Origin of the sequence: Microbaculum marinum (assembly GCF_037855135.1) — a bacterium.
In the GTDB taxonomy this organism is placed as follows: Bacteria; Pseudomonadota; Alphaproteobacteria; order Rhizobiales; family Tepidamorphaceae; genus Microbaculum; species Microbaculum marinum.
Window position 1 is genome coordinate 76,577 of record NZ_JAZHOF010000003.1, and the last position, 14,291, is coordinate 90,867.

Annotated in this window: 21 protein-coding genes; 14 read left to right on the top strand and 7 right to left on the bottom strand. The window is 69.6% G+C overall.

Annotated elements, in window-relative coordinates; all coding sequences use genetic code 11:
• Positions 1 to 52: 52 nt before the first annotated feature.
• Entirely contained in the window at positions 53 to 523 is a 471-nt protein-coding gene (locus tag V3328_RS07430) for a CHRD domain-containing protein (RefSeq protein ID WP_340329001.1), read from the top strand.
• Positions 524 to 665: 142 nt separating this feature from the next.
• Complete coding sequence (locus V3328_RS07435) at positions 666 to 806, top strand: hypothetical protein (protein ID WP_340329002.1); 141 nt, start codon at positions 666 to 668, stop codon at positions 804 to 806.
• A 230-nt stretch (positions 807 to 1,036) separates the two neighbouring features.
• Here the strand turns inward: V3328_RS07435 and trhA are convergent, their stop codons facing one another.
• Entirely contained in the window at positions 1,037 to 1,795 is a 759-nt protein-coding gene (gene trhA, locus V3328_RS07440; RefSeq protein ID WP_340329003.1) for a PAQR family membrane homeostasis protein TrhA, read from the bottom strand.
• Positions 1,796 to 2,003: 208 nt separating this feature from the next.
• Here trhA and V3328_RS07445 point away from each other — a divergent pair, with 208 nt between their 5' ends.
• From V3328_RS07445 to V3328_RS07485, 9 genes are all read left to right on the top strand, one after another.
• Positions 2,004 to 2,330: an ArsR/SmtB family transcription factor gene (locus V3328_RS07445; protein ID WP_340329004.1), complete on the top strand. Its 327-nt coding sequence runs from the start codon at positions 2,004 to 2,006 to the stop codon at positions 2,328 to 2,330.
• On the top strand, positions 2,327 to 2,770 hold the full coding sequence (locus V3328_RS07450) for an SRPBCC family protein (protein ID WP_340329005.1): 444 nt from the start codon (positions 2,327 to 2,329) through the stop codon (positions 2,768 to 2,770). Before V3328_RS07445 ends, V3328_RS07450 begins: the two co-directional genes overlap by 4 nt.
• A gap of 59 nt (positions 2,771 to 2,829) precedes the next feature.
• Entirely contained in the window at positions 2,830 to 3,060 is a 231-nt protein-coding gene (locus tag V3328_RS07455) for a hypothetical protein (RefSeq protein ID WP_340329006.1), read from the top strand.
• A complete protein-coding gene (locus V3328_RS07460; RefSeq protein WP_340329007.1) occupies positions 3,057 to 3,494 on the top strand; it encodes a DUF1801 domain-containing protein in 438 nt (145 codons plus the stop codon). Before V3328_RS07455 ends, V3328_RS07460 begins: the two co-directional genes overlap by 4 nt.
• A gap of 308 nt (positions 3,495 to 3,802) precedes the next feature.
• The gene (locus tag V3328_RS07465; RefSeq protein WP_340329008.1) at positions 3,803 to 4,096 is read left to right on the top strand and encodes a GIY-YIG nuclease family protein; all 294 of its coding nucleotides are present in this window, start codon (positions 3,803 to 3,805) and stop codon (positions 4,094 to 4,096) included.
• Positions 4,097 to 4,546: 450 nt separating this feature from the next.
• A complete protein-coding gene (locus V3328_RS07470; protein WP_340329009.1) occupies positions 4,547 to 4,903 on the top strand; it encodes a hypothetical protein in 357 nt (118 codons plus the stop codon).
• Between the two features lie 154 nt (positions 4,904 to 5,057).
• Positions 5,058 to 5,498 carry a protein tyrosine phosphatase family protein gene (locus V3328_RS07475; protein WP_340329010.1) on the top strand — a complete coding sequence of 147 codons (441 nt, stop codon included), beginning with the start codon at positions 5,058 to 5,060 and terminating at the stop codon, positions 5,496 to 5,498.
• A 191-nt stretch (positions 5,499 to 5,689) separates the two neighbouring features.
• Positions 5,690 to 6,421 carry a class I SAM-dependent methyltransferase gene (locus tag V3328_RS07480; protein WP_340329011.1) on the top strand — a complete coding sequence of 244 codons (732 nt, stop codon included), beginning with the start codon at positions 5,690 to 5,692 and terminating at the stop codon, positions 6,419 to 6,421.
• Positions 6,422 to 6,697: 276 nt separating this feature from the next.
• A complete protein-coding gene (locus tag V3328_RS07485; protein ID WP_340329012.1) occupies positions 6,698 to 7,639 on the top strand; it encodes a prephenate dehydrogenase/arogenate dehydrogenase family protein in 942 nt (313 codons plus the stop codon).
• Here V3328_RS07485 and V3328_RS07490 read toward each other — a convergent pair.
• Positions 7,624 to 8,046: a hypothetical protein gene (locus tag V3328_RS07490; protein WP_340329013.1), complete on the bottom strand. Its 423-nt coding sequence runs from the start codon at positions 8,044 to 8,046 to the stop codon at positions 7,624 to 7,626. The genes V3328_RS07485 and V3328_RS07490 overlap by 16 nt on opposite strands.
• 133 nt (positions 8,047 to 8,179) lie before the next feature.
• On the bottom strand, positions 8,180 to 8,569 hold the full coding sequence (locus V3328_RS07495; RefSeq protein WP_340329014.1) for a hypothetical protein: 390 nt from the start codon (positions 8,567 to 8,569) through the stop codon (positions 8,180 to 8,182).
• Between the two features lie 259 nt (positions 8,570 to 8,828).
• On the opposite strand from V3328_RS07495, the gene parA reads away from it, so the two are divergent.
• The gene (gene parA, locus V3328_RS07500; protein ID WP_340329015.1) at positions 8,829 to 9,479 is read left to right on the top strand and encodes a ParA family partition ATPase; all 651 of its coding nucleotides are present in this window, start codon (positions 8,829 to 8,831) and stop codon (positions 9,477 to 9,479) included.
• Between the two features lie 349 nt (positions 9,480 to 9,828).
• Here parA and V3328_RS07505 read toward each other — a convergent pair whose 3' ends face one another.
• The 4 genes from V3328_RS07505 to V3328_RS07520 form a co-directional block, all read right to left on the bottom strand.
• Positions 9,829 to 10,824, bottom strand: coding sequence for a lytic polysaccharide monooxygenase auxiliary activity family 9 protein (locus V3328_RS07505; RefSeq protein WP_340329016.1), 996 nt, complete (start codon positions 10,822 to 10,824; stop codon positions 9,829 to 9,831).
• A 241-nt stretch (positions 10,825 to 11,065) separates the two neighbouring features.
• A complete protein-coding gene (locus tag V3328_RS07510) occupies positions 11,066 to 11,467 on the bottom strand; it encodes a DUF1127 domain-containing protein (protein WP_378758924.1) in 402 nt (133 codons plus the stop codon).
• A gap of 156 nt (positions 11,468 to 11,623) precedes the next feature.
• Positions 11,624 to 12,334, bottom strand: coding sequence for a DUF1254 domain-containing protein (locus V3328_RS07515; protein WP_340329017.1), 711 nt, complete (start codon positions 12,332 to 12,334; stop codon positions 11,624 to 11,626).
• Positions 12,331 to 12,909 carry a DUF1214 domain-containing protein gene (locus V3328_RS07520; protein WP_340329018.1) on the bottom strand — a complete coding sequence of 193 codons (579 nt, stop codon included), beginning with the start codon at positions 12,907 to 12,909 and terminating at the stop codon, positions 12,331 to 12,333. Before V3328_RS07520 ends, V3328_RS07515 begins: the two co-directional genes overlap by 4 nt.
• Before the next feature lie 230 nt (positions 12,910 to 13,139).
• On the opposite strand from V3328_RS07520, the gene V3328_RS07525 reads away from it, so the two are divergent.
• Together V3328_RS07525 and rpsU are read left to right on the top strand one after the other, a co-directional pair.
• Positions 13,140 to 13,763, top strand: a complete 624-nt coding sequence (locus V3328_RS07525) for a hypothetical protein (protein ID WP_340329019.1) — start codon at positions 13,140 to 13,142, stop codon at positions 13,761 to 13,763.
• Positions 13,764 to 14,010: 247 nt separating this feature from the next.
• Entirely contained in the window at positions 14,011 to 14,259 is a 249-nt protein-coding gene (gene rpsU / locus V3328_RS07530; RefSeq protein ID WP_340329500.1) for a 30S ribosomal protein S21, read from the top strand.
• Positions 14,260 to 14,291 lie beyond the last annotated feature (32 nt).

A 14,291-nucleotide genomic window follows, 5' to 3' on the forward strand; every position in this document is an offset into this window, starting at 1 on the left:
GGCAGCACCCTGCCGCATGGTCACGACGTCAAAGAAAGGAAAGGGACGGAAAATGTCCAGACTGTCTGCGATCATCGCCACCCTGTGCGTCAGCATCGCCTTCGCGGCGCCCCTGCAGGCCAAGGAAGTGTTCAAGGCCAGACTCAGCGGCGCCAGAGAGGTGCCGCCGGTGCAGACCCCGACATCGGGCCGGGCCTGGCTGCAGGTCGACAGGAAGGAGACGAAGGTCGCGATCAGGCTGCGCGTCAAACGCGGCAAGGACATCGTCGCCGCCCACGTCCATTGCGCGCCGGAGGGCATGGAGGGACCGGTCGTCGTGTTCCTCGCCGGGCCCGTCCCGACCGGGCTCGACGTCAACGGCGGCTGGATCGACAAGGCCAGCTTCGACGAAGGCGATATCGTCGATCCCGCCTGCGGCGCCACGATCGCCGACCTGGCCGACGCGATCCGCGACGGCGACGCCTACGTCAACGTCCATTCCGTCGGGAACCCCGGCGGCGTGATTCGCGGCCAGCTGAAGTAGGGCCACCCGCATGGGAGGGCGCAGCCGCTGCGTTGCCGCCCTCCGCGATCCGGATACGGAGGTGCGGGACCGGAGTCCCGCGCCCGAGCAGACGCATCGATGGGGAGTTGCGGTGAACAAGGCTGAACGACTGAGACGGATTGTGAGCGACATCGAGGACTTGCGCAGCGAAGCGGAGGAACTGGGCGAGCATCTGCTGGCCCACCTGCTCAAGACGGCCCTCGCCATCGCGAAGAGGGCAACGGGACCCTCTCTGGTCACGCGCTCCCGCCACTGTCGCTGAGTGATCGTCGGGGCACGGACTTTCGTGCCGGTCATGCGAACTGCAAGGGTCCTGCCCGGAATGGTTCGGCCCGGAAGGGTTGGGCCCGGAAGGGTTGGGCCCGGAAGGGTTGGGCCCGCCGCGCCGGTCACGCCCGGTTCGCGGGGCGCGGGTGCTCGGAGTCTCGAAGCCTGAGCCCCGCGCCTGCGCGGCGGACACCGGCACCCGGGTCAGCCGCAAGGACCGCCGCCTCAGGCGGTCCCGACCATCGCCACGATCGCGGCGTAGTGGCAGCCGGCGGCGGCCAGCACGAAGCCGTGCCAGATGGCGTTCTGGAAGCTCAGCGAGGTCCACAGGTGGAAAACGACGCCGGCGGTGTAGAGCACGCCGCCGACGGCCAGCAGCACCACCGCCGCCGGCGGCAGCGCCGCCAGGATCGCGCCGCCGGCAAGCAGGCCGATCCAGCCCATGGTCAGGTAGAGGACCAGCGACAGCGCCCGGAAGCGCCGCGGCCACACCAGCTTCAGCACGATGCCGACCAGCGCCACCAGCCAGACCAGCGCCAAGAGCCAGTGCAGCAGCGCCACGCCGAACAGCCGGCCGCCATGGCCGTCGAGGCCGATCAGCGTGAACGGCGTGTAGGTGCCGGCGATCATCAGGTAGATCGCCGCGTGGTCGAGCCGGCGCAGCACCATCGTCGCGCGCTCGCCGCCGAGGCCGTTGTCGCCGACGATGTTGTAGGCGGCCGAGAGGGAGAAGGTCGCCAGCATGCCGGCGCCGTAGATCGCGGTCGCCGCGATCAGCCGGGTCTCGCCGGTCGGCAGCGCCATCACCAGAAGCACCGCCACGGCGACCAGCGAGGCGGTGACGCCGAGCCCGTGGATCACGCCGTCGGCGACCCGCTCGGCCCGGCTGTAGCGGCGCAGTTCGAAGCGCGCCGCCCGCATCCGCTCGCGCAGGCCCCGGCCCGGCGGCGCGGTCGGCTCGGTTGAGTGTTCGTCGGCATCCATCGTCTCGTCTCCGGCGGCAAGCGCGGCAAGGCAGGGCCGCTAGGCGGCCGGGCGGCATCGTCGGTCCTGACAGCGCCCCCCTTCACAACGCAGCTAGGGGCCCCACGTTCGCTGCCAAGGGGCGGCGCCCGATGCCGGGCGCGGTCACGCTTGACGGAATCATAACCCTTGGGTTATCGATACGGCCTCTGTTCCACGGCTGATCGATATGACCCCCGAGCCGCACCACCTCCTGTTCGCCGCCCTCGCCGATCCGACCCGGCGGGCGATCTTCGAGCGGCTGTGCCGCGACGGCGACCTCACCGTCGGCTCGCTGACCGCCGGCGCCGGGGTGTCGCAGCCGGCCGTCTCCAAGCACCTCGCCGTGCTGAAGCGCGCTGGCCTGGTCGGCGACCGACCCGACGGCCGCCGCACCCATTACAGCGCCCGGGTCGAGGCGCTGGCGCCGCTCGCCGACTGGACGGAGCGGATGTCCGGCTTCTGGCGCGACCGGTTCGACGCCCTGGAGGACGTGCTGCGGAGGATGGACCAGTGAACGAAACCGACGCCGATACCCGCACCGTCGTCGTCGAGCGCGACCTGCCGCATCCCCCCGACCGGGTGTGGCGGGCGCTGACCCGGCCGGAGCTGATCGCCGACTGGCTGGGCAAGACCGATTTCGCCCCGGTCGCCGGCCACCGCTTCGCGCTCGGCTTCGACTGGGGCGCCGTCGACTGCGAGGTGGTCGCCGTCGAGACCGGCCGCAGGCTCACCTATACCTGGCGCTCCGGCGACCTCGACAGCACCGTCACCTGGACCCTGACGCCGATCGCCCCGCAGACCGACACGCCGGCCGGCGCGGCGCCGGGCGCCACCCGCCTGCGCATGGAGCAGGCCGGCTTCCCGCCCGGCCAGCCGCGCTACTACGGCGGCGCCCGCGCCGGCTGGCCTCGCTTCTTCGCGGCGCTCGAAGGCGTCCTGGCGCGCACCGCTTGACTTCCGCCCCATCGCCCCGCCGCGCCATCCACGCAACGCGTACCGAAAGGAGATTTCCCGTGACCCGGCCCGACACCTGGCCCAACACCTGGAGCACATGGATCCGCCAGATTCACCGCTGGCTGTCGATCGCCTTCACGCTGGTCGTCGCCGCCCTGTTCGCACTCCAGGGCGTCGGCCATGAACCCGCCCAGTGGGTCTACTTCGTGCCGCTGCTGCCGCTCGCGCTGCTGCTCGCGAGCGGCCTCTACCTGTTCGCACTGCCCTACGCGGCCGGGCGGCGCTCATGAGACCCGAGGATGACGGCCCGATGGCCGACGCCGCGCCTGCGGCCCTGGTCGACGCCCGCATCGCCGGCCTGGACGACTGGCGCGGCGCAACGCTTGCCGCGATGCGCGCGCTGATCCGCGAGGCCCTGCCCAGCGTCGTCGAGGCGGTGAAGTGGCGCAAGCCCTCCAACCCGTTCGGCGTCCCGGTCTGGGAGCACGACGGCATCGTCTGCACCGGCGAGACCTACCGCGACAAGGTCAAGCTGACCTTCGCACGCGGCGCCGCCCTCGACGACCCCGCCGGCCTGTTCAACGCCAGCCTCGCCGGCAACGTCCGCCGCGCCATCGACCTCGCCGAGGCCGACACCGTCGATGCGGACGCCTTCAAGACACTGGTCCGCGCCGCCGCGGAACTCAACGCCTCCGAAGCCGCCAGGCGCCGCAGCCGGCGCTAGGCCCCACCCGATCCACGACGCCGCGCCAGGCCGCGGATCAGATCCTGGTCGCAGGCGCTGTCGTGGGTGTACAGGTCCTGCCAATTCCCCTGACTACATCCCGGCCCCCGCGCCGGGATCCAGCGCAACGCCCCGGCGCAGCCGCCGCTTCCGGGCGCCCGGCGCCCGTCCAACGATCCCCGCAGCCGCCGCGCTGGGCCCCGGATCGGGGTCCGGGGCGTAAGCAACGTAGTGAGATGAGGTGGTGCCAATTGCCCCGAATACATCCCGGACTTGACGCGCAATCCGGGCCGGCGCCTGCTGTCCCCATGGGCAGCGGCTACTGGGTCTACATCCTGGCGAGCAAGCGCAACGGCACGCTGTATGTCGGCATGACCGACAATCTCGGCCGCCGGCTCTGGCAGCACCGGGAGGGGACGGCGCAAGCCTTCACCCGGCGCCACGGCGTCAAGCGGCTGGTACACGCGGAGCGCTTCGAGCAGCTTGATGATGCGCGGCTGCGCGAACGCCAACTGAAGCGCTGGCGCCGCGCCTGGAAGCTCGAACTGATCGAGGCGACGAACCCCGGTTGGGACGACCTGTCCGACCGGCTCAACGCCTGACACCGCCGCAGCCGCCGCGCTGGGCCCCGGATCGGGGTCCGGGGCGTATAACTGTCGTATGGCAAAGCCCCCACCAAAACCCGCAGCCTACATCCCGGCCCCCGCGCCGGGATCCAGCGCAAAGACCCGGCGCAGCCGCCGCTTCCGGGCGCCCGGCGCCCGTCCAACGATCCCCGCAGCCGCCGCGCTGGGCCCCGGATCGGGGTCCGGGGCGTAAGCTTCCCGTATGGCAAAGCTCCCGCCCCCAGCACAGAGTACATCCCGGCCCCCGCGCCGGGATCCAGCGCAAAGACCCGGCGCAGCCGCCGCTTTCGCGCGCCCGCGCCCGCCCCGCCCGCGGCCTCCCCCGTTGTCCCCCGCCGCAAAGCCATCTAGCCTGACCGCGTGGCGCGGACGGTCCAGGCCGCTCGCTGCGCGCCATCGGTGCAAACCCGGAACCGGAGGATTGTCATGGCCCGGCCTGCCTGCCTGCTTGCGGTGCTCACGCTGCTGCTGCCTGCCGCCGCCGCGGCCCAGACTCCGCCGGGCGACACCGGCGACGACGCGGGCTACTGGGAGGACATCACCACCATCCAGTGCTGGCTGCCGGACGCGACCGACGGCACCGCCCTGGTCCTCGACATGACCTCGTCGACGCGCCGGCCGCGGCAGCTGTTCAAGCCCGACGATCCCGACGTGGTGGAGCGGCCGGTGTTCATCTACGACGACGCCAATCTCGGCATCACCACGGAGTTGCGCGTCTACTCGATCAGCGTCGGCCGCGGCAACTCGATCGACATCGTCTGCACGGTCGGCCTGCCGCGCTGAGGGCCGCCCCCCGGCAGCCACCTCGCAATCGGGGGCCCCGCAACCAGGCGCCCCCCAACCAGGCGCCCCGACCAGAACACCCAGAGACCAGAGCACCCGGGACCGTAGCACCCGGGACGAGAGCACACCGCGACCCCCAGCGATCGGAACGATGATGGCCAATATCTTCAGGATGGAAGACGGTGTCTTCGTCGGCTCCCAGCTCACCGAAGCCGACATCGACGCCCTGCCCGCAAAGGGATTCCGCACCCTCGTCGTCAACCGCCCCGACGGCGAGGCCGACGACCAGATGTCCCACGATGCCGCCCGCGCCGCCGCGCAGCGCAACGGACTGGCGTTCCACTACCAGCCGGTCGAGAGCGTCGACGCCACCGAGGACTGGGCGGTCGCCGGGTTCCGGGACCTTCTCGACAGCGTCGAGCGGCCGGCTCTGTTCTGCTGCCGGACCGGAAACCGCTCGACGCTGATGTGGGCCCAGGCCGCCGTCTCCCGCCTGGGGGTCGACGCGGTGATCGACGCCGCCGCGAAGGCCGGCTGCGACTTCGAGCCGATCCGCGACATCTTCGAGGACCTCGCCAGGGACGGCGGGAAGTAGCAGCGCCGCGTGTCGGCGCGGCCCCGCGCACCGGTCCTGGTCGTCCGCCGACGCGCCGCCGATGGCCGGCCGAGGCCACATGCGACGGCGACCTGCGCCGGCGACCTGGGGCGGCGACCGAAGCGGTGACCGGCGACGTGGAATCCCTTAGACTGACCGCCGGTCCTCGACACCGTCGCGAGCGCTGTGACGTGAGCCCCCTCTACGATACGATCGGCCTCGACTACGCCAATCTCCGGCGGGCCGACCCGCGCATCGCGGCTGCGATCGCAAGCGCGCTGGGCGCGGCGGGAACGGTCCTGAACGTCGGTGCGGGAAGCGGATCCTACGAGCCGGCCGGCCGGCAGGTCGCAGCCGTGGAGCCGTCCGCCGAAATGATCCGCCAGCGCCCCGCCTCCGGTGCCCTGGTCGTCCGCGGCATCGCCGAATCGCTGCCCTTCGAAGACGCATCGTTCGATGCCTCGATGGCCGTCCTGACCATCCACCACTGGTCGGACCCGGCAGCCGGCGCGGCCGAGATGCGCCGCGTCACGCGCGGCCGCGTCGTCTTCCTGACGTTCGACCCGTCGTTCCGCGACTTCTGGCTGTTCGACTACTTTCCGGGACTGGTGGCCCTGGACGAGGAAAAGATGCCGCCGCTGGAGCGTTACGGGCAGTGGCTCGGCCCCGTGGAGATTTCGCCGGTGCGAATCCCGCACGACTGCACGGACGGGTTTCTGGCCGCCTACTGGCGGCGCCCCGCCGCCTATCTGGACGACCGGGTGCGCGCCGCCATGTCCTCCTTCTGGGCGCTGGGCGACGTGTCGGACGGGCTGCAACGGCTCGCAGCCGACCTCGACAGCGGCGCCTGGGCCGACCGTCACGCCCGCCTGCTCGGGCTCGACAGCTGCGATTGCGGCTACCGCCTCGTCGCGACCAGGTGACGGCGGGCGCCGGAGCGACGTGCCTCGCGGGCCGCGACATGCCCGCCCGGGCCCGCTTGACTTCCCGGTCAGCTTGACTTGCAGCCGCGCCTCGCGCATATCGCCGCCATGATCGAGTTGCGCGCCCGCTTCCAGTCCTATTACCGCCGGCTTCCATAGGCGCGGCGCGATCGATCCTGTCTTTTCGAAACACGTGCCGCCGCCGGGCGGCACTTTCGTTTCCGGGCTCTTTCCGGAACGACCTCCTCCCGCGGCGGCCCGCCGGGAGGGTACCCCATGCTGCAACGACCTGAACCTGATTCCGACACCGAAGCCTCTTCAGGGGAAGACCGCACGGCCGCTCCGCCGGCGGCGCGAAGGCCGGGCCTCGGCCTGATCGGCGCCGGCGCCTTCGGAACCTTCTGCGTTCCGCATCTGCGCGACCGCTTCGAGATCCGGCTCGCCGATCCGCGCCCGGACCTCGGCGATGTCGCCGCCCGCCTCGGCGTCGCGGCCGCCGATACCGAAGCCGCGGCCGCGCAGGACATCGTGGTGCTCGCCGTGCCGTGGCGGTCGCTGGCGCCGCTCGCCAGCCGGATCGGGCCGCTGCTGAAGCCCGGGACGCTGGTCGTCGAGGTCTGCTCGATCAAGATGAAGCCGCTTGCGGTTCTCGCCGGCTGTCTGCCCGGCAGCGTCGATATCGTCGGCACCCATCCGCTGTTCGGGCCGCAGAGCGGGCGCCACGGCATCGCCGGCCTGAACGTCGTGGTGTGCACCCCGCCGGGCCGCCCGGGTCCGCGCGCCGAGCGCGCCGCGCGGCGGGTGGCCGGCCTGCTGCGGTCGCTCGGCCTGTCGGTGATCCGCACCGGCGCCGACGAGCACGACCGGCAGATGGCGTATGTCCAGGGCCTGACCCACGCGATCGCCCGCGCCATTGCCGCCCTCGAGGTGCCGCCGTTGGACATGACCACGGCGACCTGGCGGCACCTGATGCGGATGGCCGACATGGTCGGCGGCGATTCCGACGACCTGTTCCGCACCATCACCCGGGACAATCCCCACGCGGCGGCCGTCCGCGAGCGGTTTGCCGCGGCGCTGGCCGGACGATGCGCGCCCGGCGGCGGCCTGCACGCCGCCTCCGGCCGATCCGCCGCCGCCGAGCGGCAGCCGCCGCCGGCGGCGACGGCCGGGAAGGAGACCGCGGCAGACGCGGCGGGCGGGCGTCACCCGGCGCAGTAGACCAGCAGGTTGAACAGGTAGGGAAGCTGGTTCCCGTTCTCGTCCCGGATCTGCACCAGCACACCGTTTTCCGTTCCCGCACGGGGGGCGGCGGTCGCTATATGCGTTTCGCCGAGGCTGACGGACGGGGTGACGGAATAGAAACAGTGGTGCACCGGCCGGTTGAACAGCACCTCGTAGGACGCCTCGCCGAGCGCCGGCACGTTGGCGGAGGAGACGGCGCCCGCTCCCCTTTCGAGCGGGCCGCCTGCGGAGACGGTCGCCGCCAGGATCGCCATGCCGTAGGTCTTGTCGGCGGCCTCGGGATTTGGCGCCGGGCGGGCTTTGCCGGCGGCGGCGGGGACGACGGGAGTTGCCGCGGCGACGGCGGCGGCGAGCGCAAATGCGAGCAAGTGCTTGGTGTGCACGGGTGGACTCCTCTTGGCGTGGCCGGTTTGCGAACGGCTCACATCGCACGATCTGGTTGGGTGGGTACGGCGCCGCGGCGCGGACGCCTCAAATGGCAGGACGAGGCGGAAGACGATGCCAGGATCTCTTGCCTCAGACGCAGCTTGCCAGCAGCGAGAAGCTTCGGTCCGCCTTCACGCCTGACTTGTTGAAGGTGGTGACGGCGACCTGCTTGCCGTTGTCGGCAACAGGGGCGACCGAGATCTGGCCGGCCGCGGTGCCGCGCACGGTGGCGAAGGGCGTGCAGGCCTTCACGCTGCGCATGAAGGTGACGATGTATTCGCCGGTGCCGGCACGGGTCGATTTCTTCACGCCCGAGCCGCGCGTCGTGGTGCCGTTACCGGTGACGGTGGCGGTGAAGGTGGCGAAGCCGAAGCCTTCGGCACTGGCGGGGCTGGGGCCGGTCAGGGATGCCACAGCCAGGCAGCACGCGATCGCATAGCCGGCGAGCCGGCGGGCCCGGCCACTGGATTGACTGGACAATTTAGGTCTCCGTTGGGTTGGATCAGTCGACGCGAGATCTGATGCTCCCGTTCCATTTCTGCTGCATTTCGGCCCCAAGAAACGTGTGTTTCAAAAATTATCTGACGGCTGCGCGGCCGCCCCGCCCTGTCCGGAGCGTCTTCCGGACGCGGGGGCCGCCGCGCTGGCAGGGCGATGCGCGCCGGCGGCGGTCCGGGGTTGAAGATTCTGTTGCAATGCACAAGAGCCGGTGCCACGCTTCGGCAACCGGGGGACAAACATGGCCGGACACATCCTTACACTGGCCCAGCAGAAGGGCGGTTCGGGCAAGACGACCCTCGCTGCCCATCTTGCCGTCGCGTTTCTGCAGGGACGCAAGTCGGTCGCCGTCCTCGACGTCGATCCGCAGGGCAGCCTCGGCGAGTGGTTCGAGGCGCGCGAGCAGTTTCTCGGCGAGGACGATGTCGGGCTGAGCTTCCGCACCGCGTCGGGCTGGGGCGCCCGGCGCGAGGCGCGCAGCCTCGCCCGCGACTACGATTACGTGGTCGTCGACACGCCGCCGAAGTCCGACCTCGAATCGCGGCCGGCGATCGAGAGCGCCGACCTGGTGCTGGTGCCGATCCAGCCGACCCCGGTCGACCTGTGGGCGACGGAGCCGACGCTGGAACTGGTGGCCAAGGAGAAGGCGGCGGCGATCCTCGTCGTCAACCGCGCCGTCCAGCGGGCGACCCTGACCGGCGAGATGCGCGCGGCCATCGGCCAGCTGGGCTGCCGGGTCGCCGAGTCATCGCTGGGCAGCCGCGTCGCGTTCGCCGCGGCGATGGGCCAGGGACGCACCGTCACCGAGACGGCGCCGTCCGGTCCGGCGGCCAGGGAGGTCGCCGACCTCGCCGCCGAAATCCGCAAGCACCTGAAGTCGCTCGGCGGCTAGAACCGGATCGCCGCCGGTCGGACCTCAGCGGCGCGCCACGTCCTCGGAAGGGTCGCCGGACACGGTCAGGAGGAATCCGCCGAAGAAGATCGCCAGGGCGACGAGCCCGAATACGCACAGGAACACGACACCCACGACACCACCCCAGCAACGGCGCTCGTCCGTCCCCCCGGGACCCGCCGCGGGAGCCGGTCGGACGATCCTCTCGGGGCAGGATCGCCCGATTGGGTTAACCGGCGATTACCGGCACGGCGTCGGCAGTGCGATGGCACGACGTCGGCACAGCGAAGACACACCGACGGCAGACCGGCGGCATGGCGATGCCGCGGGTCTGTCATACGGTCGTCCCTCAGCGGGCGGGCGTGTCGATATCGATGTGGTAGGAATATCCGGGATAGGCGGCGCTGCGATAGACCGCGTTGCCGGCGGCTTCGCCGACCGGTTCGATCGCCAGCTCGCCGGCCTCGTCGTCGAGGCTGCCGATCCGGAAGACCTCCGAGCGGGCATTGACCTTCCGCGCCAGCGCCGAGGGCCAGCTGTCGGCTGCGCCGGACCTGCGGTCGACCGTGATGGTATGGGTCTCGACGTCGCCGCCGCTCTTGTCGAAGACGCGGAAACTGACCGTCGACCCGGTTTCCAGCGCGTTGTGCGCGATCACGTCGCCTTCCTCGGACCAGCTGGCCGCCGCGACGGGCGACGCCCCCGATGACGCCGGCACGACCTTCACGTCGGAGCACGAATAGAAGGCCTCCCGGCTATCCGAGCGCTGCCAGATCGCATAGACGACATGCCGCCCCTGCGTCCCGCTCGGCAGCTTGAAGCGCATGGTGTAGCGGTTGTTTTTCGCCGTCTGGTTCCGCTTGGTCGCGACCCTGCGGATGTTCGACCATGACAGCCGGTCGCCCCGCTTCCAGCTGTCCCTGGTGATGTAGAACTTGAAGTACCTCGTGGCGTGCGGCGTCGAGGCGTGGAACACGAACGTGTACTTGCCCTTCGAATTCGGGGTGATGGTGCTCTTGCGCCAGTCCTTCCTGGGCAGGTCGAGCCCGACATATTTCTCCCGGCCGCCGGCGCACAGGGTGCCGTCGGGAACGATGGATTTGTGGGCCCCGTTGGCCTCGAACTGATTGACTTCCATCCAGTCGTAGAGCGGCTGGGTGCCGCCCGCATCGACCAGCGCCTGGCAGGCGTCGGTCTTCGGCGCTTCCGGCCCCTCCAGGAAGCAGCGGTAGATGCGGCTGATGGGTTTCTCCATCGAGCCGTGGGCCAGGCTTTCGGTGGCGGCAACGCCCACGCCGCAACCGACAGCCAGGCAGGCAAGCGCGAATCTTGTCGTGATGTCCACAGAGACACTCCCCTCGTTCGACACGGTTCGGCCCCGCGCAGAACGAGTCTGCGTCCCCTCGATTCGTGATCATGAGGTCAAATGGGGCGTGAAAGTGACGAAACGGAAGCAGGGACGTCTCGCCCCGGCGGAGACGTGATCGCCGGGGGTCCGTCACGGGCGACTGACCGCCGCCCCCGAAAACAGTTCGGCCCGCGCGAGGCGGGCCGAACGGACAGCTTGGTTCTGGGCGCAACCGGTGTCAGGCGGCGCGGTCGTATTCGGCGGCAACCCGGGTCGCGTCGGTGTCCCTGGCAGGCGCCTTCGCCTGCAGGACGACCACCTCACCGGCGGTTTCGTCGGCACGGGAATAGGTGCCAGCGGCAACGGCATAGATGTCGCTGCGGGAAACGCCGATATCGGCGAGGTCCCGGTCGCTCATCCGCGCAAGCTCGGAGTAGATCCGGTCGGTTTCGCGGCGACGCGCCAGCGCATCGGAGACGCGCCTGACGACGCGCGTGGCCGGTGAAACCGCACGGCCGACGAGCCGTCCGAGTTCGATGACCGAGTCGACGATCGCCTCGGCGCGGCGCATCCGTGCGTCCATCTCGAGGCGGCGGGCTTCCCCGAATACGTCGTGATTGCGGGGTTCGTAAGTCTGCATGTGTATCTCCTGCTGCTGCAATGCAGCATCTCTAATATTCAATTCGCAGGAGGTATTTAGCGATTGACGCGCCATGCACCAGTCGCCGTTGTGCAACGCAGCAATGCGCGCCTGGCAGAGCTCGCGGGGACCTGCCGAAAGGTCATTTCCGGCGCTTCAGCGTAACGGCGAAGGGCGTGGCAGCGGCGGTCCGACGGCCTCGGGAACAGGCGGCGGAGGAGTGAAATTCTCGCACACGGTGGCCGCCATGGCGGCCTCCACGCGGGGCCGCTCGCTGGGAGCCGAGACCAGGCCGCGCATCAGTGCGAAGCCGACATCCGACGGCGCCTCGATGGTCAGTATCTCCTCGTCCGGATCGGGATACTCGAGACGGAACTGACGCATCTGCCGGGCATTGCGGATCTCGATGTCGAACCGGTCCGACGTGGCCGCCTCGTCGTTCACCGCGTAAAAAATGGCGCCTCCCCGTGTGTGAAACGCGATCGACCAGTAGTCGCCGGGCATCGCCGCCACGATCGCGAACGGCGCTTCCGACAGGTCATAGGTGCACACGCCGTAGACCACCGCCGGATCGAGTCCCGGCAACACCTCATCGCCGGGCACCGCGCGCGGCAGCAGGGTGACGCCGACCGGCTGGGCGAGTTCGGTAATTCGCGACCACGCGTCGCGGGTGGCGAAATGCGGAATCGCCAGGATGGTCGCAATGTGCACGATCGCCGACAGGACGACGACGAGAACCGCAAGCAGCACCAGTCTGGCGAAACCGATATCGCCGAACAGGCGGCGCCGGCGCGTGCGCAACTCCCCGGTCAGGCTCGGCTCGGACCGGCGCAGGCCCCGAAACGGCATCCTCAGCGCGTCCCTCATCTGCAGCGCCCACGCTCGATCACCGGCATCTCGATATCCGCGACACTGCCGCCGGTCGCAATCGGCGTATCGTAGAGCCGGAAAACCAGCCGCAATTTGCCTGCGTGCTCGTCGCTCGGCAGCCAGTTGCCCGGCCGGGCCCTCGGGCTGATCACGATCTCGAAGCTGCCGTCGGGCTTGCGCAGGATCCCAGTGGAGTTGAAGCCGTTGCGCCGGCTCGGATTGGAGATCAGCGACAGATCCTCGTCACGATACAGCGTCATCGTCCACCACTGGGCCGCCGGCGTGCGGCCGCGCACCAGATAGTCGCAGTTTCCAACCAGCTCGGCGCCCAGCGAATCCGTCCTGGCCTCGAAGGTGGTGCCCTCCGCAGCCGAAATCGGTAGTTCGCCGCTGCGGGCGAAGCGCGCGCGAACATAGGGGTCCGAGCCGTCGGCAGCGGCCGTCGGCCAGGCGGTCCATGCCCCCGCACGGATCGATTCGAAACCGACCCCGTTGACGACCGCCAGCCACGCCGATCCAACGCCGAGAATGGCTGAAATCAGGATTACGGCAACGGTCTGGATGGGCGGCATGGAAAATCGCCAGCGATCGGCGGGAACATGATGGACCTACTCTACTGCGAGCTTATAGCCGGGAATGCGAGTATCCGCCAATTGGCGATCCGCAGCACAGATCCAAGTTGGGAGCTCAGGTCTCTCCCACCCCACGCAGCCGTGATTGGTCGGCATTTGCCCGCCGCCCTAGTGTTCCGGTTCCGACAACGGACCGGACGATGGACGGTCCAGCAGGGAGGCCTTCGAACATGAAACGAGTAGCGACGATATTCGGCTGCACGATTCTTGCCGCAGCGTTGGCGACCGGCGCATCCGCCCAGGACACGTCGATGAGCTTCTTCATTACAAGTACCGGCCCGGGCAACGGCGCCGACCTTGGCGGGCTCGAAGGAGCGGATGCGTACTGCCTGCAACTTGCGGAAGCGGCCGGTGCGGGCGCAAAGACCTGGCGGGCCTACCTGTCGACGAGCGATACGGACGCGCGCGACCGGATCGGATCCGGTCCGTGGTACAACGCCAAGGGCGACCTGATCGCAGAAGACGGCGCCAGTCTCCATGCCAACCCCAACATCACCAAGCAGACGGCGCTGACGGAAACGGGAGAGCCGGTGAACGGGCGCGGTGATACTCCGAACAGGCACGACATCCTGACCGGAAGCAGCGCCGACGGCACCAGGACGGAACAGACCTGCGAGAACTGGACGAGCAGCAGCGACGGCAGCGCGATCGTCGGCCATCACGACCGCATGGGGCTGCGCGACGACGCCCCGTCAAAGTCGTGGAATTCCTCGCATCCCACGCGCGGATGCAGCCAGGAAGCGCTGCAGGGCACCGGCGGAGACGGATTGTTCTACTGCTTTGCAGCAAACTGAGTGAATCCGCGCGAGATTGCGGTCAGCTTCCGAGGTCGGCGGCGCGATTTCTTCGGGCTCTGCAGCCGCGGAGATTGATTTTTGTGTCGAAATGGCCCACATGAGGGCCATTCGAGTTTTCGCTCTGCCTTGCTGCGCCACTCGTTTGGCGCCGCCCAAGCCGTCGTGACATTCGGATCGGGGTTCGCGGACAGGTGCTTTTCCGCGACAGGCAGGTATTCGAACCAACGTCGAGAGGAGAAGTCCCCTGCAAGTTCTCGTGCGCGACAACAATGTCGATCAGGCCCTGAGGGCCCTCAAGAAGAAACTCCAGCGCGAAGGCCTGTTTCGCGAGATGAAGCGCCGGCGCTCGTACGAAAAGCCGTCGGAAAAGCGCGCCCGCGAAAAAGGCGAGGCGATCCGCCGCGCCCGCAAGGCGGCCCGCAAGCTGGCCCAACGCGAAGGCCTGGCGCCGAAGCCGAAGAAGCGCGTCGCCGCCGCCGGCGCCCGCCGCTGAGGCATCGCTTCAGAAGTCCGCCTCGATACCGT